This window comes from Hymenobacter canadensis (genome assembly GCF_027359925.1).
Classification (GTDB): domain Bacteria; phylum Bacteroidota; class Bacteroidia; order Cytophagales; family Hymenobacteraceae; genus Hymenobacter; species Hymenobacter canadensis.
Window position 1 is genome coordinate 3,230,569 of sequence record NZ_CP114767.1, and the last position, 20,481, is coordinate 3,251,049.

General features: G+C 63.4%; 16 protein-coding genes. 9 read left to right on the forward strand and 7 right to left on the reverse strand.

Annotation, left to right across the window (positions count from 1 at the left end; all coding sequences use genetic code 11):
- Nucleotides 1-19: 19 nt before the first annotated feature.
- Nucleotides 20-523, forward strand: coding sequence for a GNAT family N-acetyltransferase (locus tag O3303_RS13930; protein WP_269559004.1), 504 nt, complete (start codon nt 20-22; stop codon nt 521-523).
- A gap of 20 nt (nt 524-543) precedes the next feature.
- Here the strand turns inward: O3303_RS13930 and O3303_RS13935 are convergent, their stop codons facing one another.
- A complete protein-coding gene (locus tag O3303_RS13935) occupies nt 544-1,917 on the reverse strand; it encodes an APC family permease (protein WP_269559005.1) in 1,374 nt (457 codons plus the stop codon).
- 143 nt (nt 1,918-2,060) lie between these two features.
- On the opposite strand from O3303_RS13935, the gene O3303_RS13940 reads away from it, so the two are divergent.
- From O3303_RS13940 to O3303_RS13950, 3 genes are all read left to right on the forward strand, one after another.
- Nucleotides 2,061-3,017 carry a cation diffusion facilitator family transporter gene (locus O3303_RS13940; RefSeq protein ID WP_269559006.1) on the forward strand — a complete coding sequence of 319 codons (957 nt, stop codon included), beginning with the start codon at nt 2,061-2,063 and terminating at the stop codon, nt 3,015-3,017.
- Between the two features lie 125 nt (nt 3,018-3,142).
- Nucleotides 3,143-4,348 (forward strand): glycoside hydrolase family 1 protein, encoded by a 1,206-nt coding sequence (locus tag O3303_RS13945; RefSeq protein WP_269559007.1) that lies wholly within the window; start codon nt 3,143-3,145, stop codon nt 4,346-4,348.
- A 5-nt stretch (nt 4,349-4,353) separates the two neighbouring features.
- Complete coding sequence (locus O3303_RS13950; protein WP_269559008.1) at nt 4,354-5,073, forward strand: phospholipase D-like domain-containing protein; 720 nt, start codon at nt 4,354-4,356, stop codon at nt 5,071-5,073.
- 106 nt (nt 5,074-5,179) lie between these two features.
- Here O3303_RS13950 and O3303_RS13955 read toward each other — a convergent pair whose 3' ends face one another.
- Nucleotides 5,180-6,832: a PA14 domain-containing protein gene (locus O3303_RS13955; RefSeq protein ID WP_269559009.1), complete on the reverse strand. Its 1,653-nt coding sequence runs from the start codon at nt 6,830-6,832 to the stop codon at nt 5,180-5,182.
- Nucleotides 6,833-7,102: 270 nt separating this feature from the next.
- Here O3303_RS13955 and O3303_RS13960 point away from each other — a divergent pair, with 270 nt between their 5' ends.
- Nucleotides 7,103-7,597, forward strand: a complete 495-nt coding sequence (locus O3303_RS13960) for a methylated-DNA--[protein]-cysteine S-methyltransferase (protein ID WP_269559010.1) — start codon at nt 7,103-7,105, stop codon at nt 7,595-7,597.
- Nucleotides 7,598-7,703: 106 nt separating this feature from the next.
- Here the strand turns inward: O3303_RS13960 and O3303_RS13965 are convergent, their stop codons facing one another.
- Nucleotides 7,704-8,591: an alpha/beta hydrolase gene (locus tag O3303_RS13965; RefSeq protein WP_269559011.1), complete on the reverse strand. Its 888-nt coding sequence runs from the start codon at nt 8,589-8,591 to the stop codon at nt 7,704-7,706.
- Between the two features lie 170 nt (nt 8,592-8,761).
- Here O3303_RS13965 and O3303_RS13970 point away from each other — a divergent pair, with 170 nt between their 5' ends.
- Together O3303_RS13970 and O3303_RS13975 are read left to right on the forward strand one after the other, a co-directional pair.
- On the forward strand, nt 8,762-9,481 hold the full coding sequence (locus tag O3303_RS13970; protein WP_269559012.1) for a tetratricopeptide repeat protein: 720 nt from the start codon (nt 8,762-8,764) through the stop codon (nt 9,479-9,481).
- Nucleotides 9,482-9,701: 220 nt separating this feature from the next.
- Complete coding sequence (locus tag O3303_RS13975; RefSeq protein ID WP_269559013.1) at nt 9,702-10,478, forward strand: hypothetical protein; 777 nt, start codon at nt 9,702-9,704, stop codon at nt 10,476-10,478.
- A gap of 111 nt (nt 10,479-10,589) precedes the next feature.
- Here O3303_RS13975 and O3303_RS13980 read toward each other — a convergent pair whose 3' ends face one another.
- Together O3303_RS13980 and O3303_RS13985 are read right to left on the reverse strand one after the other, a co-directional pair.
- Complete coding sequence (locus O3303_RS13980) at nt 10,590-13,298, reverse strand: right-handed parallel beta-helix repeat-containing protein (protein ID WP_269559014.1); 2,709 nt, start codon at nt 13,296-13,298, stop codon at nt 10,590-10,592.
- Between the two features lie 276 nt (nt 13,299-13,574).
- Nucleotides 13,575-16,019 carry a M4 family metallopeptidase gene (locus O3303_RS13985; RefSeq protein ID WP_269559015.1) on the reverse strand — a complete coding sequence of 815 codons (2,445 nt, stop codon included), beginning with the start codon at nt 16,017-16,019 and terminating at the stop codon, nt 13,575-13,577.
- A 271-nt stretch (nt 16,020-16,290) separates the two neighbouring features.
- Between O3303_RS13985 and O3303_RS13990 the strand changes: the two genes are divergently transcribed.
- Complete coding sequence (locus tag O3303_RS13990; RefSeq protein WP_269559016.1) at nt 16,291-17,088, forward strand: SDR family oxidoreductase; 798 nt, start codon at nt 16,291-16,293, stop codon at nt 17,086-17,088.
- 146 nt (nt 17,089-17,234) lie between these two features.
- Here O3303_RS13990 and O3303_RS13995 read toward each other — a convergent pair whose 3' ends face one another.
- Nucleotides 17,235-18,173, reverse strand: coding sequence for an ATP-grasp domain-containing protein (locus tag O3303_RS13995; RefSeq protein WP_269559017.1), 939 nt, complete (start codon nt 18,171-18,173; stop codon nt 17,235-17,237).
- A 78-nt stretch (nt 18,174-18,251) separates the two neighbouring features.
- Nucleotides 18,252-19,550: an amidohydrolase gene (locus O3303_RS14000; RefSeq protein ID WP_269559018.1), complete on the reverse strand. Its 1,299-nt coding sequence runs from the start codon at nt 19,548-19,550 to the stop codon at nt 18,252-18,254.
- A 151-nt stretch (nt 19,551-19,701) separates the two neighbouring features.
- Between O3303_RS14000 and O3303_RS14005 the strand changes: the two genes are divergently transcribed.
- Nucleotides 19,702-20,406, forward strand: a complete 705-nt coding sequence (locus O3303_RS14005) for a phosphatase PAP2-related protein (protein ID WP_269559019.1) — start codon at nt 19,702-19,704, stop codon at nt 20,404-20,406.
- The last annotated feature ends 75 nt before the right edge of the window (nt 20,407-20,481 follow it).

Here is a 20,481-nt window from a genome sequence, read left to right on the forward strand (position 1 = left end):
CCTTGTCAATATCAACCAGATGCCCCGCCTCGCCATCATCGCCGATTTGCCGGCCATTCTTGACCTCATCAGCCGCGTAGTGCCGCTGATGAATGCGGCCGGCAACTGGCAGTGGACGGCGGAGTACCCGAACGAGGATGTATTCCGGCGCGACATAGAGCGGCAGCACCTCTGGGTGGCCGAACTGGATGGCCGCGTAGCCGCCGTGGCCGCCCTCACCCACAACGACCAGGACGCCGAGTACGCCCAGGCCGACTGGGACGCCGCCGAGCCGGCTTTGGTCACGCACCGGCTGGCCGTGGCGCCCGCCGCCCAGGGCCACGGCTTGGCCGCCGCGCTGATGGTTCAGGCCGAAACGCTGGCCCGCCAGCAAAGCCTGCGGGTGCTGCGCGTGGATACCAACTCCGAAAACCAGGCCACCCAGCGGCTTTTCCCGAAGCTGGGCTACCGCTACGCCGGCGAAATCACGCTGGCGTTCCGGCCGGGCCTGCGGTTTTTCTGCTACGAGAAGCGGCTGGGGTAGCCAAACGCTCCAGCTACTCGTTACCGCTCAAACGGCCAGCGGCCCAGCCGGCGGCTCCAGAGCAGAAACGCCCCTACTCCGGCCCCAATAACGGCCAGCCCGGAGAGCATGAACTGCGGGCCGGTGCTCCAGAACACCCACAGCCACACGGCCACTGCCAGCACCACCGGCAGCGGGTACAGCGGCATCCGGAACGGCAAGTGCGCCGTGCCATTCCTGCGGCGCAGCAGCACCAAGCCCACGGCCTGACCCACAAACTGCACCAGAATCCGCATGGCCAGGATGGCAGAAATGACCTCGCCCAGCCGGAACAGCAAACTGAACACGAACCCCACGCCACCCAGAATCAGCAACGAGACATGCGGGAAGTGCTTGGTGGGGTGGGTTTTGGCGAATATGGGCAGAAACTCGCCGTCGGCGGCCGCTGCGTACGGGATGCGCGAGTAGCCCAGCAGCACCGCAAACAGCGAGGCAAACGCCACCCACAGCACCAGCGCCGTAGCGGCCTGCGCCGCCAGTGGCCCGTAAATCTTCTCCACGAAGCTACTCACGATGAACTCGGAGTGCTGCGCTTCCTGCCACGGAATAACCGAGCCCACGCTCCAGTTCAGCAGCAGGTACAGCGCCATGATGCCGAGGATGCTCAGGAAAATGCTGCGCGGAATCACACGCTGTGGCTCCTTGATTTCGCCGCCCAGGTGGCACACGTTGTAGTAGCCGAGGTAGCTGTAGATGGTCTTGACGGTGGCCTGGCCCATGGCGGCCGAGAGCAGCACGCCCGGCAGCGCCGACAGGCCGCCTTCGGGCAGCCACGCCACCGGCACCGTGGCGTGCGTGACGCCCCCGAAAATCAGCCAGCCCATCAGCCCCAGCACGCCCACCCACAGCATGACGCCCAGCTTGCCGATGTCCTCAATGCGGCGGTAGAGCAGCGCAATCAGCAGCAGCACCACCACGCCCGACACCAGCTTGGGCTGCCACCACTCGGTGAGCGGCACCAGATAGCCGAAGTACTGCGCGAAGCCAATGGCGCCCGAAGCCACCACCAGCGGGGCCTGCACCAGCGTCTGCCACACGTACAGGAACGAGAACAGCCGGCCCCATTTCTGCTCGCCGTAGGCTAGTTTGAGGAAGCGGTAGGAGCCGCCGGCCTCGGGGTAAGCCGCGCCCAGCTCACTCCAGATCATGCCATCCACCAGGCTCAAGCCCGCCCCCACCAGCCAGGCCAGCAGGAAGTTCGGCCCCATGAAGCCCATCACCAGCGGCAGCGTCACGAAGGGTCCGATGCCCACCATGTCAATCATGTTCAGGGCCGTGGCCTGCACCAGCCCCAGACGGCGGCGCAGCGGCGCAGTGGTTTCGGCAGAAGCAACGGCAGGGTCGGGGTGGGGCATACGCGGGGAGAGAAGCTGTAAAAGTCGCAGAAACGAAGAATGTTCGCCGGCACCTCTTCTACGGTGCCGAACCGGACGCCAGCCCCGCATTTCCAACCCCGACCCAACCCAGCGCGTACCAGCAGGCACACGCACCTTGCCTTATGTCTGCCGGTTCTTCCAAGATTGCCATTTACGGGGCCATTGGCGCCAACGTCGCCATTGCCATCAGCAAGTTTGTGGCGGCCTTTTTCACCGGCAGCTCGGCCATGCTGTCCGAGGGCATTCACTCACTCGTGGATAGTGGCAACGGCCTGCTGATTCTCTATGGCGTGAAGCAATCGGAGAAGCCGGCCGATGCCCGCCACCCGTTCGGGCGCAGCAAGGAGCTGTATTTCTGGTCGCTGATTGTGGCCGTGCTGGTGTTTTCGGTGGGCGGCGGCATGTCATTCTATGAGGGCATCGAGCACCTGAAGCACCCTGCCCCAATTACCGACCCCACTTGGAACTACTGGGTGCTGGGCCTCTCGATGCTGTTTGAGGGCATTTCCTGCTTCCTGGCGTTCCGCGAATTCAACAAAACCCGCGGCGATGCCGGCTTCTGGGCCACGCTGGGCCGTAGCAAAGACCCCTCGGTTTTTGCCATTCTGATGGAAGATCTGGCTGCGCTGGTGGGCCTCGTCATTGCGCTGGCCGGCGTGTACTTCGGGCACGCGCTCAACAATCCGTACTTCGATGGCGGCGCCTCCATATGCATCGGGGTGCTGCTGGTATCGGTGGCCATTTTCCTGATTTACAAGACTAAAGGCCTGCTGGTGGGCGAAGGCGTAGACGACGAAACCCTCGATAGCCTCGAAGCCATTGCGCGGCAGCAGCGCGGCGTAGAGCAGGTGCGCCGCCCGCTCACCATGTATATGGGCCCCCAGGATGTGGTGCTGGCCCTGGATGTGGAGTTTCACGACCACCTGTCGGCCGTGGAAGTGGAGCGCACCGTAGACGCGCTGCAGGACAGCATCCGGGCCCAATACCCGGAATTCAAGCGCATTTTTATTGAGGCCAAAGGCCTGGCCGGCAAGGAGCGCGGGCCGCTGGCCAGCGGTCCGGTGTCGCCGCAGATATAGCAGCAGCCGGCGCGCTCAGCAAAGCCCGGCGCTAACCCCACTGGCAGTTTTGCGGTAAACAAGGCGGTGCTGCCACCCTCCCGGGGTTGGCGGCACCGCTTTTTCGTTCACCAAACCGCGCTTCCATGTCTGCTGCCCCTACCCGTTCCAATCCGTTTCAATCCTTCTGGATGGCCGGCTACGAATGCACCGATCAGCTCAACGCCTTCGGCCACCGGGTTGATTTCCTGCCGCTGACGGGCCACCTGCAACTCCTCGACGACGACTACCACAGCCTGCACCAGCACCAGTTGGGCACCGTGCGTGAAGGCATCCGCTGGAGCCAGATCGAAACAACGCCTTACCACTACGACTGGAGCACCGTGCGCCGGATGCTGGCCGCCGGCCAGCGCCACGGCATCCAGCAGGTCTGGGACATCTGCCACTTCGGCTACCCCGACGACCTGACGCCGCTACACCCGCTGTTTGCGCGGCGCTTTGCCGCGCTATGCCGGGCCTTCGTGGCGTTCTACCGCGAAATGCGCCCTGAGGGCGAGCTGATTGTGACGCCTATCAACGAGGTGAGCTTCATGAGCTGGCTGGGCGGCGACGTGCGCGGTACCTCGCCCTACTGCGTGGGCCAGGGCTGGGAAGTGAAGCGTGGCCTGATGCGGGCCTACATTGAGGGCGTGGCCGCCATGCGCGAGCAGGACCCCAGCGTCCGGATTCTGACCACCGAGCCGCTCATCAACATCATGCCGCGGGCCGGGGCCAGCCGCCAGGAGCGCCAGCGCGCCGCCGAGTTTCACGACAACCAGTTTCAGAGCGTAGACATGCTGGCCGGGCGGCTATGTCCGGAGCTGGGCGGCCGGCCCGAGTATATCGACATGCTGGGCTTCAACTTCTACTACGACAACCAATGGGAGCTGGAGCCGCACTGCCGCATTCCATGGGCCGATGTGCCCGCCGACCCGCGCTGGCAGCCGCTGCGGCACCTGCTGGCCGCCGCCCACCGCCGCTACAACTGCCCCGTGGTGCTCACCGAAACCAGCCACCCCGGCCAGGACCGCCCCGGCTGGATCCGGATGATTGGCGAGGAGTGCGCCGCCGCGCTGCGCATGGGCGTGCCGCTGTGGGGCGCGTGCCTCTACCCCATCGTGGACCGGCCCGACTGGGACTTTCCGGAGCGCGAGTGGCACCGTTCGGGCCTCTGGGATGCCGTGCTGCGGCCCGACGCGCCCCCGCTGCGGGTGCTGCACGCTCCCTACGCCGAGGCCCTGGCCGAAGCGCAGCAGATGGTAGCGGAAGCTGCGCCGGAACTGGCTGGTTCGCTGGCGCTTTCTTTATCTTAGGCCGCATGAACCCACGGCCCGACTCCCCCACCGACCTGCTCCAGCACTTCCAGCGCGCCTTCGCCGATTCCACCCTCTCGCCCGACGAGGCCCGGCAGTTGCGCCAGCGCCTCACCGAGCGCGCCCGGCACCCGGCTGGCCTCGCCGATTTGCGCCACCGCCTGTTTGGGCTGGCCCGCGACCGGTTCAACAACTTCCAGGACAAGGCCGTGGTGGAATGGCTGGAGGCGGCCAGCGCCCTGCTGCTGCCCGCTCCCGCACCGGCGGCAGCCCGCGCCACGCACACCGAGGTGTATTTCAGCCCCAACGACGACTGCGTGGCGGCCATCCGGCGGTTTCTGGGGCAGGCCGCGCGCCAGCTCGATATCTGCGTGTTCACGATTGCCGATGACCGCCTGACCGACGCCGTGCTGGCCGCCCACCGGCGTGGGGTGCGCGTGCGCCTGCTCACCGACAACGACAAGCTCCACGACCGGGGCTCCGACGTGCGCCAGCTGCACGCCGCCGGCCTGCCCATCCGCGTCGACCGCACCGACAACCACATGCACCACAAGTTCGCCGTGGCCGACCGCCGTACCGTGCTGACCGGCTCCTACAACTGGACCCGCTCCGCCGCCGAGCTGAACCAGGAAAACCTGCTCACCAGCGACGACGAGACGCTGGTGATGCGCTACGCCAACGAGTTCGACAAGCTCTGGAACGCGCTGGAGGAGTTCCGGGGCTAGGCCAGCAGCATCACCTACCCAACGAAACAGCCCGCCCCGGATGTACTATCCGGGGCGGGCTGTTTCAGTTTACCGAGGCATAGAAGCCTTACGTAGAGCGTGGTAGCTATTTAGCAGCTTCCGGCTCCGGGGCTGCTTCGGTAGTACCTGCATTCGGACGGCGGATGCTCACCATCTGGCGGGTGGTGGAGGCGCCCACGGTCAGGTTGAGGTTGTAGTCGCCGGAGGGCAGGCCCGTGAAGTCGATGGTCTGGTGGTGGGCGCCGGCGTTCTGGCGGCGGTAGTCGGAGACACGCACAGCCGAACCGCGCTGGTCGTAGAGCACCCAGCCCATCGGCTGGTCTTGGCCGAGCTGGTAGGCCATCTGCACCACGCCACTCGACGGGTTGGGATACACGCTCAGGCGGTTGGCGCCCGTCACGGGCACATCGGAGGGTAGGCCCGCAAACTGCGTCTGCTGCTGCGCTACGGGCTGCAGCTTCCATTGCTGGTTGGGCTTGCTGGCGTAGCGGCGCTGCTGCAGGCCGCCTTCTTCCTCGGTGCCGGCCGTCAGGGCCTTTTTGCTGTGCTTGGCGGTGAGCTTGTAGTAGCCATCGCCGGCATCCTCAATTTTCCAGAGCTGGTTGTTGCCGCTGTAGTAAGGCCACAAACTCAGGGGTGCGCCGTTGGAGGTGGAGCTGCCCAGCACTTCCATCACCTTGCGGCCACCCTGCACCGTGAGCTTGTAGAAACCAGTTCCGGCTTCCTCAATCTGCCACTGTGGGGCGCCGGCCGGCCCGGAGGCCAGGCCCGGTTCTTTCGATACGGGAGCCTCTCCCTGCACTTCCAGCGGCTTGCCGTCGGTGCGGCCCATGATGGTGAACACGCCCGGAATGCCGAGGGCTTTGGCCATTTCTTCCGGCGCAGGGGCTTCGGCTTTTGCTGGTTTGGCAGGAGCCGGCGCCTTTGCTACGGCGGGCTTGGCTGGAGCGGCCGGCTTGGCAACAGGCTTGGCGGCAGCAGTGGCTTTGGCGGCAGCAGTTTTAGCAGCAGCAGCCTTGGCAGCATCGGTTTTGGCGGTGGCTTTCGCGGCAGCAGCGGCGGAAGCCTCCGCATCGGCTTTGGCTTTGGCAGCGGCCTTGTCGATGGCGGGCTTGGCTTCCGGAGCCGGCGGCGGCGTGAAAGCCACCGGCGGCGCAGCTACCGGCATGCCCGGGCCTTCCAACGGATACAGATACACGGAAGGCACGGTCTGGGGGCCCTGGCCGGGGCGCACCCACTGCAGGCGCACGGTAGCTTCGCCTTCCTGGTCATAGTATTCCACCTTGATGGTGGTACGCTCGCCGGCGGCCAGGCTCACTTCGGCGCTGGTGATGGTGGTGGTGCCCTGCGCGCTCCAGTTGTCCAGAATCTGCTTGCCGTTCACCCACAGCCGCACCCCGTCGTTGGAGCGGGTGATGAACTTGTAGCGGCCCGTGGAAGGCGCTTCCACCTGGCCTTCCCAGCGCACCGAGAAGTTGTCGTTGCGCACGCCGGGGGCCGGAATGCCTTCCTTCCACTCGAAGTCCACTACCGCATCTACGCGGCGCAACAGTGGCGTGCCGGCCAGCGAGCCATTATTGAAGTAGGAACCGGTGAGGCCCGTGCCTTCGCCCACGCCGGCTACCACCGCGGCGGCAGGAGGACCCGGCAGGCCGGCGGGACCCGAAACGGCGGATCCGCCCAGCGCTGGGGCCGTAGAGAGCAGGCCGGCTACGAAACAGAACAGTAGGTGTCGCACGATGCGTTAGGTCTAAGAATGAATAAATTGCATGCGGCCCGAAGAAACAGAAGCGGCAACTGGGAATCATTATTTCCAGCTATGGTTTGCCGCACGCTGAAGCAATATAAAGCATTCTTTTTCCACCTGCGTTGCGCGTTTGCAGACAACCTGTTCTTTTCCATTTTTTTCCTCCATAGAGTCCATTACTGGTCCCATTGTATCAAGGGGAGATATCCAACGGGCTTTTTTGCATTTTTGCCTTCTCGTTTCTCCTCCATTCTCTGTTCTATGATTGACACGCAGGCTGTGCTTCTCACTCCGCTTGGCTGCCTGCGGCTGCAAGGCTCCGACGCCGGCCTGGCCGCCGTGGAATTTCTGGAAGCCGGGGAAGCACCAGCGCCTACCCCGCCGACGGCCGTAGCCACGCCCCTACGGGAGGCCTACACCCAGTTGCAGGCCTACTTCGGTCGCGAGCTGCGCGACTTCCAGCTCACCTACGATGTGCCGCAAGGCACCGAGTTCCAACGGCGGGTGTGGGCGGCGCTGCCGGCGGTGGGCTACGGCCGCACCGCCTCCTACCTGGATCTGGCGCGGCAGCTCGGCAACCCCGGCGCCGTGCGGGCCGTGGGCGCCGCCAACGGCCAGAACCCGCTGGGTCTGGTGTGGCCGTGCCACCGCATTATCGGGGCGGGCGGCCAGCTCACGGGCTACGCCGGTGGCCTCTGGCGCAAAAAGTGGCTTCTGGAGTTCGAGCAGCCCGCTGTCCAGACGGCTCTTTTTTAGAGCTTAGAGTGTATGTGAAAGGCCCCACCGTAACCCGATGGGGCCTTCGTTTTTTTTGAAAATTCTACTTTCGAATACTCAGGCCCTACTCCCTAAGTCCCAGGCCCTAAGCCCCAAGCCCTATAAACTTCAGCAGCTCCTGGTAGATGATGTTGTGCTGGAAGTAGAGCTGCAGCACCATGGGTGCGTGTTTTTTGCCGGGCAGCACCGTTAGTTCCGGCTGCTGGCCCAAGCTGTGCAGCTTGCTCACGAACTTGCGGCTGCTGCCGCTGATGGAAGGGTAGGTTTCGCCGCCGATGAACAGCCGCATGGGAGGCGTCTGGGCCGTGACGTGGTACATGGCCGACACGTCGCGCCACACGGCCGGGTTTTTACCGAAGGGCACGAGGTACTGCGCGTCGCCGGGGTACTCCTGCTTCTGCAGGTAGTCATACATATCGAGGCCAGCCGGGTCATCGAGCAGGACGCCTTTGACGGGATTCTGGGGCCAGCCGTGGCGGTCCAGCAGGCGGTTGTCGGCGGCCAGCAAAGCCGCCAGGCCGCCCCCGGCCGAATGGCCCATCAGAAACAGGCGCTGCGGGTCGCCGCCGTATTCGGCAATGTGCTGCGCGGTCCAGGCTACGGCGCGGGCGCAGTCGTCGGCCATTTGCGGCACCTGCACGGCCGGGGCCAGGCGGTAGTTGATAACCACAGCCACCACGCCCTGCTTGGCCAGCCGGCGCCCGATAAAGGAGTAGAAGTTCTTGTTGCCACTATCCCAGCTGCCCCCATGGATGAACACCACCACCGGGTAGGGGGCCGTGGCTTTCTTCTTGGGCGTGTATACATCGAGGCGGTGGCGCTCGGTATCGAAACCAGGGTCGGAGGCGGGCACGTAGGCCACGTTTTGGGTGCGGCGGCTGGGGCGGGCGGTGGCGTATTCGTTGGCCAAACCCAGCAGCAGGGGCAGCACCAGCAGAGCCGGCAGGTAGAGCCAGCGGCGGGAGAAAGACATAAAAGCAGGAAAAAAGCAGGGCCGGACCGGCCGCGCTTTGCACCTACGCAGCCAGGCCCTGCCCGGATGCCACCCCGCTACACACCAGCGCCCGGCCAGCCGGCGTTATATTTGCCGGAAGCCCTTGGCTGCCAGCCGGCGGCTTCTTCCCCCGTTCTTCTGTTCTCTCCATGAAATACCCTTTTTACGCAGCCCTGGGGCTGCTTACGCTGCTGGCGGCCCCAGCCCACGCCCAGCGCAAAGTCAAAATCAAAGGCGACGCCGCTGCCGCGCTGACCTCGGCCAGCCGGTTGCAACCGCTGTTTGGCGGGGCCACCGCGGCCCAGGCCGAGGCCCTGCTGGGGGCCGGCTACGTGGATAAAGTGGCCGGCAGCTTCGCCTCCCGCGAGGAAGCTAGCCGCTTCCTGTCGGGCAAGGGCTACGAATACCTGGCCGAGGGCCTCGCCGATACGGCTGCCTTCCGCTTCAACCTGGCCTGGCTGCTCGACGCCAAAAACCCCGACGTCTACCGGGGCCTGGGCATTGTGGCCAGCCGCCAGCCCACCTCCGACCAAGCCATTGCGCTGCTCACCCAGGGCCTGGCCCTGGCCCCCACCAACGCCCTTATGCTCAGCGACCTGGGCGCCAGCCACCTCATCCGCTACGAGCAGACCAAGAAGAAAAAAGACCTCACCACCGCCACCGACCTGCTGCAGCGCGCCCTCGCGGCCAGCCCCGACAACGCCATTGCCTGGCAGCAGATGGCCCGGGTCCATTATCTGCAGGAAGACTACCCCAAAGCCTGGGAAGCTGTATACAAAGGCCAGGCCCTGAGCATGACCAGCATCGACTTTGAGTTCCTGAGTGAGTTGATGGCCAAGATGCCCGATCCGCAGGGGAAGTTTAAGTAAGCCGTGATGAAGTGATGAGGTGATGGGGTGACATGACACGTCACACGTGACAGGGAACAGGTGAAGGCGTAAGGTGAGCGATGGCGCGGGAAAGTGACGCGCGCGGAAACCTATTTTCAGACCAAAGCCGTACTTGCTTGCGTTGTAGGCTTGTCGCCGCTACCAACCGTGCCGGCAGCCTCCCTTCTCACCTGTCACCTATGACGTGTCACCTCATCACGTGTCACCCCATCACCTATTCCCCTACCGCGTGAAGCGTTTTGTGCTGATTTCTTCCTTAACGGCCAGCGTGCTGCTGGCCCATACGGCCACGGCGCAGGATGGGCCGGAGCGCCGCCGCCGCTACTACAGCAGCCAGGCGCGGGCCTACTACCGGGGGCCGGTCCGCTTCACGGCTGGTGCCGGTGCCGCCTTCTACAACGGCGACCTGGCCGGCAACCTCTCCGATAATCTGCCGGGGGCCAGCGCCAGCCTGGGCGTGCTCTACCTGCTGCGCCCGCGGCTGGTGGTAGGCGGCGAGGCCACGTATTTTCAGATTGGAGCCAAGGATCAGCTACCGGAACGCGGCCTGGCCTTTCAGGGCCGCAACGTGAGCGGCGTCACGTTTCTGCGCTTCGAGCTGCTGCGCGACGAAAGCCAGTTTGCCACGCCCAAGCGGCCGCCGGCCCTCATCAAGCCCTACGTGAAGGCCGGGGCCGGTTTCCTGCTCTACAACCCCAAAGCCTACCGCGGCACCCTGCGCCCCGATGACCGCACCAACTACCTGGAGCCCGAGCGCAACGACTACCCCGCTCTGGCGCTGGTAGCGCCCGTCGGGTTTGGGGTGGTGTTCCGGCTCACGCCTCAGCTCAACGCCACAGCCGAAGCCGCCTACTACTTCACCACCACTGACCAGCTCGACGACATCAGCCCGGTGAGTGGCCGCTCCAGCTCCAGCCTCAACGACGGCTACGGCCTGGCCGAAATCAAGCTGGAATATGCCCCCTGGGGCCGGTAAAGCTGCCAGGCAGTACCACGAAAAAGGCGTTCCGACTTACGATAGTCAGAACGCCTTTTTTCTGTGATCCTGAAACAACGAAACGGTAATCTGGCCGTCCTGGCAGGAGATTTACTCCACCAGCAGCCTAGCAGTAGCATTGCCACTGCGCACCACGTACATACCCGGAGCCAAGCCCTGCAGGTTCAAAGAGCCGGCCTCAACAGCTTGCTGGCGCAACACGCGACCGGTCAGGTCCAGCAGTTGCACGGTACCGATACCGCCCAGCACCTCTACAGCCTGCCGGGCCGGGTTTGGCGTGAGCACCAGTCGGCTTGTGGCCGGGGCTTCGCACACCACCACCTCCACCGGCGAGAAGCTGGCCGTGCCATCAGTATCCAGCTGGTGGAGGCGGTAGTACGCAGTGGACGGAGCGGTAGCATCAGTAGTTAAGGAGTAGCTGCGGCCCGAAGAACTAGTGCCGGTGCCAGCCACAAAGGCAATGGGGCGAAACTGCGTGCCATCGAGGCTGCGCTGCACTTCAAAACCAGCGTTGTTGAGCTCGGTGGCCGTCTGCCAGCTAACCAGTACACCGCCAGCAGCGCAGGCCGCCCGGAAGCTGGTGAGCGTAACTGGCAGAGCGCCGGGCGGAATCGTATTCGGAATCAAGTTGATACCTGACTCCGACGTCCCGTAGCCCGCCTTAAACGCGGTGGAATTGATGGGGTCACTTGTTTGCAGAGCAGGCGATAAGTTAGCAGTCGGGAAGGTGATATCCTGGTTGAAGGAACCATCCGCACCGGTGGTCAGGGAGCCGATGAAGTCGCGCGGCTCACCGTGGGGGAAAGTCTGGCCGTCGCCCACGAAAATCTCTCCGTTCTGGTTGGTATCGGTGGTATTATCCCCCCGGAAAAACTCCACTACGGAGCCACCGAACTGCGTCTGGTTACTCTGCCGGCCCACAAAGCCCTCTACATGCAGGATGGTGTTGGCACCCACTGTAGTCACGTTTTTCCGCGTGATGATCGGGTAATTCATACCGCCGTTGGCTTTGCTCAGATCCGGGATACCGTCGTTGGGAGTCACCCCGTCGCCTTGGCCGTAAGCTGCATTTCCGCCCACCCGGTAGCTAGGCGGCGTAAAGTCGATGGCAATCAGCCCCTGGCCGCCGGTGGTGCCGTCGCCATTGCCGTAAATCGAGTTCTGCGTTACCTGCACGTTGCGCTGCCCGTAGTTGATTACGATGGCCGACGACTGGTTAGCATTGATGATGTTACGGCTAATAACGTCGGTATTGGTGCTGGTGCGGCCATCGGCGCGCAGCAGGTAGTGAATACCCGAGCCTTCCAGGCGGCTGTTGGTGCCGCCCTTGCCGTTGCCCGAAATGGTGTTGTTGTTCACCAGGTTGTTGCCGATGGCCCCAATCTCAAACTGAATGCCGCTGCTGTTGCTGTCCCGGATCAGGTTTTCGGTGATGGTGAGCGGACCGGCCGTTCCCTGGTCGCCCACCGAAATATTGTCGCCGCCGGCTGTGGTGCGGCCGGCATGCACAAACTCGTTACGGGTGATGGTGTAGCCGCTGCCGCTCCCCGAGTAATTCAGGTTGGAAGAGCCGGAATAGGCCAGAATGTTGCGCCGCACTATCCCCGACGGATTCCGCAGGGAAACGATGATTGTGCCGGTAGGTCTGGTGGCCGGAGCAGCCACGCTGAACGCTGTAATTCCCAGGGCGTTGTCTTCAACCAGCAGGTTGGTGCCGGCCGTCGCCTGCAGGCTGGTGCTGCCGCCATGGATAGCCAGGCCGCGCACAATCAGGTTGTTGGCAGACAGTGTAATGCCCGTCGAGCCATCCGGCAGGCTCAGCTCCACCTCGGGCCCTGGCACCTGCGCCAGCGTTACTCTATCAACGCCAACCGTGCCGCCCGTACCCAGAAGTAGGGGGTTGGAGCTATTGAGGGTTGTCTGGGTGGTGCCATCCAGGGCCGTATCGTCGGCGCTGAGGGCTGGCAGTGCCGTAGCCAGCGTAATCAACGCCCGGCTGTTGGTGGTAGCCGCCACGCCGCTGGCATCGGTCAGCAGGTTGGCCAGGCCAACACGCAGGCCGGGTTTGGCGGTGCCATCCGCCAGCATGAAAATGCTGGTTTCCTGCCCGGCCGGGAAATTGGTGCCAGCAGGTGTGCCATTATTGTCGAACTGCCGTTGGTCGAGACCGGTATTAGGCAGGGCATTGGCATTGAGCACAAACTGCCGCAACGAGCCTTGGCCGCTGTCGTTAGTGTTCACCACCACATCGAAGTTGAAGCCAAAGTCAATACCAGTGTAATTCTCCGCATTTGCACCATTGCCGTCAGCATCCGGCAGATTGGTTTGATTCTGCGCGACGGGAGTAATCGTATTGAATGCGCCGGTGTTGTTTCCTGCGTCTGCCAAACCAGGGTTCTGGCCGCCCACATAGTTTAGATCGTTGGCACTGCTGGTGGGCGTATTCCCAAAAGTCCGCCTGAATGTTACGACGGGCAGCAGGCCGGTAGTAGTTCCGCGGCTGGATACCAGCGAGCTGCTCACCACGCGCACAGTCAGGTTGTTGTTGGCAGCAGTGCCATAGTTGTAAGACCAGAAACCGTCGCTACCTGTCGTGACGAATGTTACGAACGTATTACCACGGTAAATTTCTACACGGGCTCCGCCTATGCCCGCAAAGCCGCCGGTAGTAGCATACGGTGCTCCGCTGCCGCCACCGTAGTTCACATCCTCGAATACGCGGCCACCGATGGTGGCCCCCATAGCCGAAGAACTGCCCAGCGTTAGCAGCAGGCCCAACAAATGTAAAGTGTGTTTCATAGGTAAGAGCAGAAGAAAAGGAGCGTTAAACATGACTTATTCCCAGAATGAAACAGGCCCATTTTAAAGCAAATCTACAAATCAAGCTGATAAACAACGTGTTAATACTATATTATATTTTTTGAATATTTTTTTTACACAGCACTCCTTTTACTATCACATCACAGTGTGGCGTATAGTAAGTCGTTAGCTACCCTGAACCACAAAAAAAGGCCCGTCTCACGACGGGCCTTTTTCAATTGGCGGTCAGCAGTACCTGCTGCCTGAGCGGGTCACCTATTGCTTGATGAAGCGCTGGTGGAACACTTTCTGGCCGTCGGTAGCGGTGAGGGTGTAGATGCCCTTGGCCAAGGCCGATACGTTCAGCTGGTCGCCTTCCATGCGTACGCCGGTTACTTTGGCGCCGCGCAGGTCAGTCAGCGTCACGGATACCAGCGGAGCGTTGTCGGGCATGCTGATGCGCACCACGTCGGTAGCCGGGTTAGGATACAGCTCCAGGCCGCGGGCCGTAGCGCCCTGCGTGAGGCCCATGCTGCTGCTGCCACCGGTGGTAGCACCGGCAATGGCGGCACCGCCCGTGATGTTCACGGTGTAATCTTCAGTTTCGCCGTAGCTGTAGCTGTTGCAGCTGGTCGTAGCGGAGGCGTCGCTCAGCACCACGCGCAGGCGGGTGGCGCCGGTGCGGGCCGAGGCGGGCACCGTGAACGTGCTGGTGAGCGTGACGGCCGAGTTGCTGCTGCGGCTGGCTACCAGTTCGCCGGCGTCGGTGAAGTCACCGTCGCGGTTGTAGTCGATATACACTTTCCAGTACTCGGTGTAGGCCGTCGAGGCGAAACCGGCCGAATAGCTGATGGTCTGCGACGAGCCGGCAGCCAGCGACGTGCTGGTGGCCGTGCCGTTGTAGTAGCCGGCATCAGCGCCCGAGGTGCGGGCAATGGTGCCCAGCTTCACGTAGTCGATCCACTCATAAGCTACGTTGTTGCCCTTGCTGGCGCAGTACGTAACCGTGGCAGGAGGAGGCGTGGTGCCGCCGCCGTAGGCAGCGCCTACGCCTACGGCAAACCAAGCGTTGGTTACGGCCTGCTCTTCGGCCGAGCCGGCGCCGTACAGGTCTTTGGCAGCCTGGATGGAGCCCGTGCGGGCAGCCGCATAGTTGGACGAAGCCGTGAGGTACACGGTTTCGGTGCGGTAGGCAATGCGGCCGGCCTTGTCGATGCCGATACCGGCTACGCTGAACACGCCGCCGATGTCGTTGGTGCCGCTGCCGCCGATGGCCAGCCGGTAGAACCAGTGGTTGAGCACGCCCGAGTTGTAGTGCACGCCGCCGTTGTCGCCGGTGCCGGTGTACCAGCTGGTGCCCTTGTAGGTGTCAGGCTGGCCTTCGGCGTTGGGGTTGCTCATGGAGCGCAACGCCGGACGCACCTTGTCGATGTCCTCGCCAATCAGCCAAGTGGCTTTGCTAGGGTCTTTGTAGTACTCCACGCAGGCACCCCAGATGTCGGAGAAGCCTTCGTTGAGGGCGCCCGACTCGTTGGAATACGTCAGGTTGGCCGACGACGAGCACACGGCGTGGCCGATTTCGTGGGCCGCCACGTCGAGCGAGGTCAGCGGGTCGAAGCGGGTGGCGCCGTCGCCGTAGGTCATGCGCGTGCCGTCCCAGAAGGCGTTTTCGTAGCCCACACCGTCGCCGGGCGTGTCGTCGAAGTGCACGTAGTTTCGGATGGCCGCCCCGGCATTGTTATAGGAGTTGCGGCCGTGAATGTTCTTGAAGTAGTCGTAGGTGCTTTGGGCGCCGTAGTGCGCGTCCAGGGCAGCGTTGTCGAAGTTGGCGTTGTTGTATTCGGTCCAGCTGTTATCGGCGTCGGTGAAGTCCACGGCGGCCGTGTAGCTGCTGCCCTTCTTGCAGTTATAGGTCTGGATGCCGCCCCCGCGCGATACGTCGCGCAGGCGGAACGTGCCGTTGAAGCTGTCGGTGGTGCCGGCCTGCGTGCCGCTATACTTGGTGGCAAACGTGCCGGTAGCGGCGGCGTGCTTGATGATGTCATCCTTGAGCACGATTTCGCCGGAGTGCGCATCCACGTAGATGAAGGCGCGGCTCAAGGGAGCCTTGGCGTACACGTTGAATTTCCAGGCCAGCATCGGCTTGCCGGCCCGTTGCGGGCTGGTGCTGCGCTGGTTTTCCACTACCACCAGCTCGCCCTGGGGGGCGTAGGTGGCGGCAGAATTGTTTTCCTGCTGGCGCAGGCCGGCTTCTTCAGCGGCATCCTGCCACATGTAGGTGCGGGCACCCACAAAGGCCAGCGCCCGCGACAGCGCGGCGGCGGCGTCCAGGGTTGGGGTGGTGCTCAGGCCGCTGATTTTCTCGAAGTGGCCGTTGAGCACTTCCACGCGTCCCTGGCGGGCATGCACCGAGTAGGTGCCGTGCTCCACCTTGATGCCTTTGTAGAACTGCTGGTACTTCTCGTGTACAAAGCCCAGCTCGTCGGTTTCGGTTTTCAGCAGGTCCAGCTGATCGGTGGGTGCGAGCTGCAGCTGCTCGCGCAGCGCGGCCTTGGCGTCGCTGAGCCGATAGGCGGCACCTTGCACATTGAGTTCAATCAAAGACGGCATACCCTTCTCGTCAAGCTCCTTGCTTTTCACCCGGGAATAGTCCTGGGCCAACGACGAGGTAGTAAGGCCACCCAAGAGCAGGAGAGTGGCGGCGGAGTACTTGTTCAGCATAAGGAGTGGTTGTGGGAATTGAGGAGTACAGATTGCCTTATTTCAGTCAGGCGCCCCGCTAACTTACGTTATTTTCAATCAAACCGTATTTACCTTATCAAATTATTTTTCAAATGCCCATTCGACTGAAAACCTCACAAATGAAGATATACTCATTTATGTCAACTTAACTTTGCTTTAATCCAAAATTTCAGCTCCCAACGGCGTCCCCGGCCGGGCTGTGCTGCGTAGAGGCCTGGAACTGTCTTCTCTGTTTTCTGCTATTTCCCTTATGGCTGTTTCCTCATCTTCTTCATCTGCTGCTGCTTCCCGCTGGCGCCTCGATGGCCAACTGGCCATTGTCACGGGCGCCTCCAAAGGCATTGGGGCCGCCGTGGCGGCCGAACTGCTGGGCCTGGGTGCCACCGTGCTGGCCGTGGCCCGAAAAATGCCCGACCTGGAGGCACAAGTAGCCGACTGGCGTACCCAGGGCCTGGCGGCCTACGCCATAGCCGCCGACGTAAGCACCGCGGCCGGCCGACAGCAGGTGCTGGAGGCCGCGGCCCGGCTTGGCCCAGCCCTGCATATTCTGGTTAACAACGTGGGCACCAACATCCGCAAGCCTACCATCGAATACAGCCCCACCGAGTACCAGCACCTGCTGGCTACCAACCTCGAATCGGTGTTTGGGCTGTGCCAGGGCGCGTATCCGCTGCTGCAGGCGGCGGGCAGCGCCAGCATCGTCAATGTGTCGTCGGTGGCGGGGCTCACGCACGTGCGCACCGGCTCCATCTACGGCATGACCAAGGCGGCCATGAACCAGCTGGGCCGCAACCTGGCCGCCGAGTGGGCCCCGGCCGGCATCCGGGTGAATACGGTGGCGCCGTGGTACATCCGCACGCCGCTGGCCGAAACCGTGCTGCGCAACCCCGAGTACCTGGAGCAGGTGGTGAGCCGCACGCCGGCCCGGCGCGTGGGCGAGCCGGAGGAAGTGGCCGCCGCCGTGGCGTTTCTGTGTTTGCCCGCCGCCAGCTACATCACCGGCCAGACCCTAAGCGTAGACGGCGGCTTCAGCGTGAATGGTTTCTGAATCACGGATTTTAGCGGATTAGACGGATTGGTCGGATTTTGTAGTCGACTCTGTTCTGGTTTTTACTTCTATATATACCCAAGCAAGAAGGGCTTGCCACACGGCAAGCCCTTCTTGTTTGAAACGAAATCGTCTACAAAATCCGGCTAATCCGCCGAAATCCGTGATAAGGCTTGCTCGTAGCGGGTGAGGCTTTGCTCATCGGACGCCAGATAGAGGAATGGCTCGATGAGTTCCAGTTCCATGAGCAGCAGCTCGCCGTTGGCGTCTACACCGTCCACGCGGGCGTAGAGGCAGCCTTTGGCGAAGTCGCGCACGATTTGGTCGGCGGTGGCGCGCAGGTGGGCGGGCGCCTCTTGGGGCTCGATGCCGCCGCCGAGGTAGTGCTGCACCCGGAAGTCGCCGGCTTTGGGGGTTTTCAGCACACAATGGCTGAACTCGCCGCCCAGGTAGATGAGCGACCATTCGCCCTCGGTCTGGATTTCGGACTGGAAGGGCTGGGCCAGGAAGTCCTCGTGGCGCAGCAGCTCGGTGAGCTCCGGCGCGCGGCGCAGGGCTTCCGGCAACGTGAGGTCGAAGGTGTTTTTGGCGCCGCCGCTCACGGCCGGCTTCACCACCAGCCGCTCGGTGCCAAGGGCCGCAAACACGCTTTCGGCGTCGAAAGGGGTACCTTTGGTGAGCCAATGCGTGGGCACGATGCGCACGCCGGCCTGCTGCATATCGAGCAGGTATTTCTTGTCGGCATTCCAGCGGACGGTGGCCACGGGGTTGAGCAGGCGCACGCCCAGCGTGTCCAGCCGGTCCAGCCAGGCGTAGAACTCCTGCACCCGGTCGAAGTAGTCCCACGGCGACTTGAGCACCACGGCGTCGTAGCTGCGCCAGTCTACGGCGGGGTTACTCCAGATGCGGGGCTCTACGTGGTGACCCTGCGCCCGCAGGTGGCGCGTGAGCAGGTTGTCTTCGTCATCGACGTTGGGGGCGGCGTATTGTGCCAGGGTTTCGCAGGTTACGAGGGCAATATTCATGTAGTAGGTGCAGGTGAGCAGGTAACAGGCCAGACCGTCATGCTGAGCTTGCCGAAGCATCTCTACCGCCGCACTAATCCAATTGGTGCAATAAAGCGGTAGAGATGCTTCGGCAAGCTCAGCATGACGGACTTATTCTTACTTTTTCATCGCCAGGTAATCGGCGGCCAGCGCGGCCAGGGTCCGGACGCCCAGCGTGAGGCCGCTTTCGTCTACGAAAAAGCCGGGCGTGTGGTGCGGGGCGGTGGTAGCGGCGTCCTTGCCTTTGGGCATGCCACCCACAAACAGAAAGAAGCCGGGCACTTTCTCCTGGTAGTAGGCGAAGTCCTCGGCTCCGGTGACGGCCTTCTGCAGTACCACGTGTTCGGGGCCGGCCACGCGGCGCAGGGTGGGCAGCATCTGCTCGGTGAGGCGCACTTCGTTGAACGTCACAGGAGCGTAGTTCACGATGTCGACCTCGGCGGTGGCGCCGGCGCTTTCGGCAATGTTGGTGGCCGTCCGGCGCACGGCGGCCCAGATCTGCTGCTGCATTTCCTTGTTAAGGGTGCGGATGGTGCCGGTCAGCTCCACCTGCTCCGGGATGATGTTGTTGCGCACCCCGCCGTGCACCATGCCCACGGTCAGCACGGCCGCGTCCTGGGTCAGCTCGGTCTGGCGGCTGATGATGGTCTGCAGACCCAGAATGATCTGCGCTGATGTCACCACGGGGTCCACGGCCAGCCACGGATACGCGCCGTGCGCCGACTTGCCCTTCACCTTGATGGTAAACACGTCCGACGAGGCCATCGTCCCCTCGGGCCGGTACTTGAGCGTGCCCACCTTGGTCTGGGCGTTGATGTGCACGCCGAAGATGGCGTCGACCTTGGGGTTATCCAGCACGCCTTCCTGCACCATCAGCTTGGCGCCGCCCGTCACGCCGGGCAGGGAGCCTTCCTCGGCGGGCTGGAAGATGAACTTCACGGTGCCGCTGAGGTCTTTTTTCATCTCACTCAGCACGTTGGCGGCGCCCAGCAGCATGGCCACGTGGGTGTCGTGGCCGCAGGCGTGCATCACGCCCACTTCCTGGCCGTTGTACTGGGTGCGGGCCTTGGAGGCGAAAGGCAGCGTGGGGCTTTCCGTCACGGGCAGACCGTCCATGTCGGCGCGCAGGGCCACCACGGGGCCGGGCTTACCACCACGCAGGATGCCCACCACGCCGGTGCGCGCCACGCCGGTCTGCACTTCTAGGCCCAGCCGCTTCAGTTCCGCCGCAATGATGCCGGCCGTGCGGGTTTCCTGGTTGCCCAACTCGGGGTGCTCGTGCAGGTCGCGGCGCCAGGCAATCACCTGCTTTTCCTGCTGCGCGGCCAGCTTGGCAATGCGGGCATCGAGGGCGGCGTTTTGGGCGGACGCGGCCAGCGGCAGCGTGAGGGCAAGTAAGGAAAGCAGGCGCTTCATAAGAACAGGCTGAAATTGGCGGCAAAAGGTACAACACGCGCGGCGGAGTGCCCTGGCGTGGCGCGTGGTTTGTGGGCGTACCTGCGGAAACCAGACTTCAAGGGCACAGAAGGCTTCATGGTACACACCGGCCAGGCTGTACTTTTGCCGCATGCCCGCTTCTCCTGCCGTTTCTGCTCCTGCTTCTCCTACCCTGCGCTGGCCCGAAGCCTGGCGCGCCCCAAGTTTCCGGGCGCGGCTGCTGCTGGTGCTGGCGTTGCTGCTGGGGCTGCTGGCCGCGCTGCCGCGCTTTTTCGCATACATCCAGGCCCGCCCCGGCGTGGTCCTGCCCGACCCGCTGCTGGCCGCGCTGCCCGCCCACGACGTTTCGGGGCTGATATTCGGGACCATCTACCTGAGCGTGGCGGCGAGCCTGTGGGTGCTACTGCCACGGCCCCAACTGCTGCTGCGGGCACTATGGGCGTATCTGCTGCTGCATGTGTGCCGCTGCCTGCTGCTGTGGCTGCTGCCGCTGGAGCCACCCGTGGGCCTGTTGTTGCTTCAGGATCCGCTCGTGGACCAGCTGGTATACGCCGCGCCGGCGCCCATCACCAAAGACTTGTTCTTCTCAGGCCACACGGCCACCGTAGTGCTGCTGGCGCTGGCCGTGGGCCGGGGCCGGCTGCGCACCGCGTTGTTGGCGGCTGCGGCGGCGGTTGGCACGCTGGTGCTGGTGCAGCACGCCCACTACACCTACGACGTGCTGGCCGCGCCACTGTTTGCCTGGGGCTGCTACCGGGTGGCCAGATGCATTGCGGACGGCGCTTTGACCGCGCCTCACCCCATAGCCCCCTCTCCCGTAGAGAGGGGGAACTAGATGCAGAAAATAGAGAGCTAGCAAGCTAGCGGTGGAGCCCCTCTCTTTTAGGGAGGGGTTGGGGTGAGGTCCCGG

What these genes read in the sequence shown, in the direction of transcription:
- O3303_RS13930 (WP_269559004.1), top strand. Translation starts at nt 20, where the DNA reads ATGCCCCGCCTCGCCATCATCGCCGATTTGCCGGCCATTCTTGACCTC.
- O3303_RS13935 (WP_269559005.1), bottom strand. Translation starts at nt 1,917, where the DNA reads ATGCCCCACCCCGACCCTGCCGTTGCTTCTGCCGAAACCACTGCGCCG.
- O3303_RS13940 (WP_269559006.1), top strand. Translation starts at nt 2,061, where the DNA reads ATGTCTGCCGGTTCTTCCAAGATTGCCATTTACGGGGCCATTGGCGCC.
- O3303_RS13945 (WP_269559007.1), top strand. Translation starts at nt 3,143, where the DNA reads ATGTCTGCTGCCCCTACCCGTTCCAATCCGTTTCAATCCTTCTGGATG.
- O3303_RS13950 (WP_269559008.1), top strand. Translation starts at nt 4,354, where the DNA reads ATGAACCCACGGCCCGACTCCCCCACCGACCTGCTCCAGCACTTCCAG.
- O3303_RS13960 (WP_269559010.1), top strand. Translation starts at nt 7,103, where the DNA reads ATGATTGACACGCAGGCTGTGCTTCTCACTCCGCTTGGCTGCCTGCGG.
- O3303_RS13965 (WP_269559011.1), bottom strand. Translation starts at nt 8,591, where the DNA reads ATGTCTTTCTCCCGCCGCTGGCTCTACCTGCCGGCTCTGCTGGTGCTG.
- O3303_RS13970 (WP_269559012.1), top strand. Translation starts at nt 8,762, where the DNA reads ATGAAATACCCTTTTTACGCAGCCCTGGGGCTGCTTACGCTGCTGGCG.
- O3303_RS13980 (WP_269559014.1), bottom strand. Translation starts at nt 13,298, where the DNA reads ATGAAACACACTTTACATTTGTTGGGCCTGCTGCTAACGCTGGGCAGT.
- O3303_RS13985 (WP_269559015.1), bottom strand. Translation starts at nt 16,019, where the DNA reads ATGCTGAACAAGTACTCCGCCGCCACTCTCCTGCTCTTGGGTGGCCTT.
- O3303_RS13990 (WP_269559016.1), top strand. Translation starts at nt 16,291, where the DNA reads ATGGCTGTTTCCTCATCTTCTTCATCTGCTGCTGCTTCCCGCTGGCGC.
- O3303_RS13995 (WP_269559017.1), bottom strand. Translation starts at nt 18,173, where the DNA reads ATGCTTCGGCAAGCTCAGCATGACGGTCTGGCCTGTTACCTGCTCACC.
- O3303_RS14000 (WP_269559018.1), bottom strand. Translation starts at nt 19,550, where the DNA reads ATGAAGCGCCTGCTTTCCTTACTTGCCCTCACGCTGCCGCTGGCCGCG.
- O3303_RS14005 (WP_269559019.1), top strand. Translation starts at nt 19,702, where the DNA reads ATGCCCGCTTCTCCTGCCGTTTCTGCTCCTGCTTCTCCTACCCTGCGC.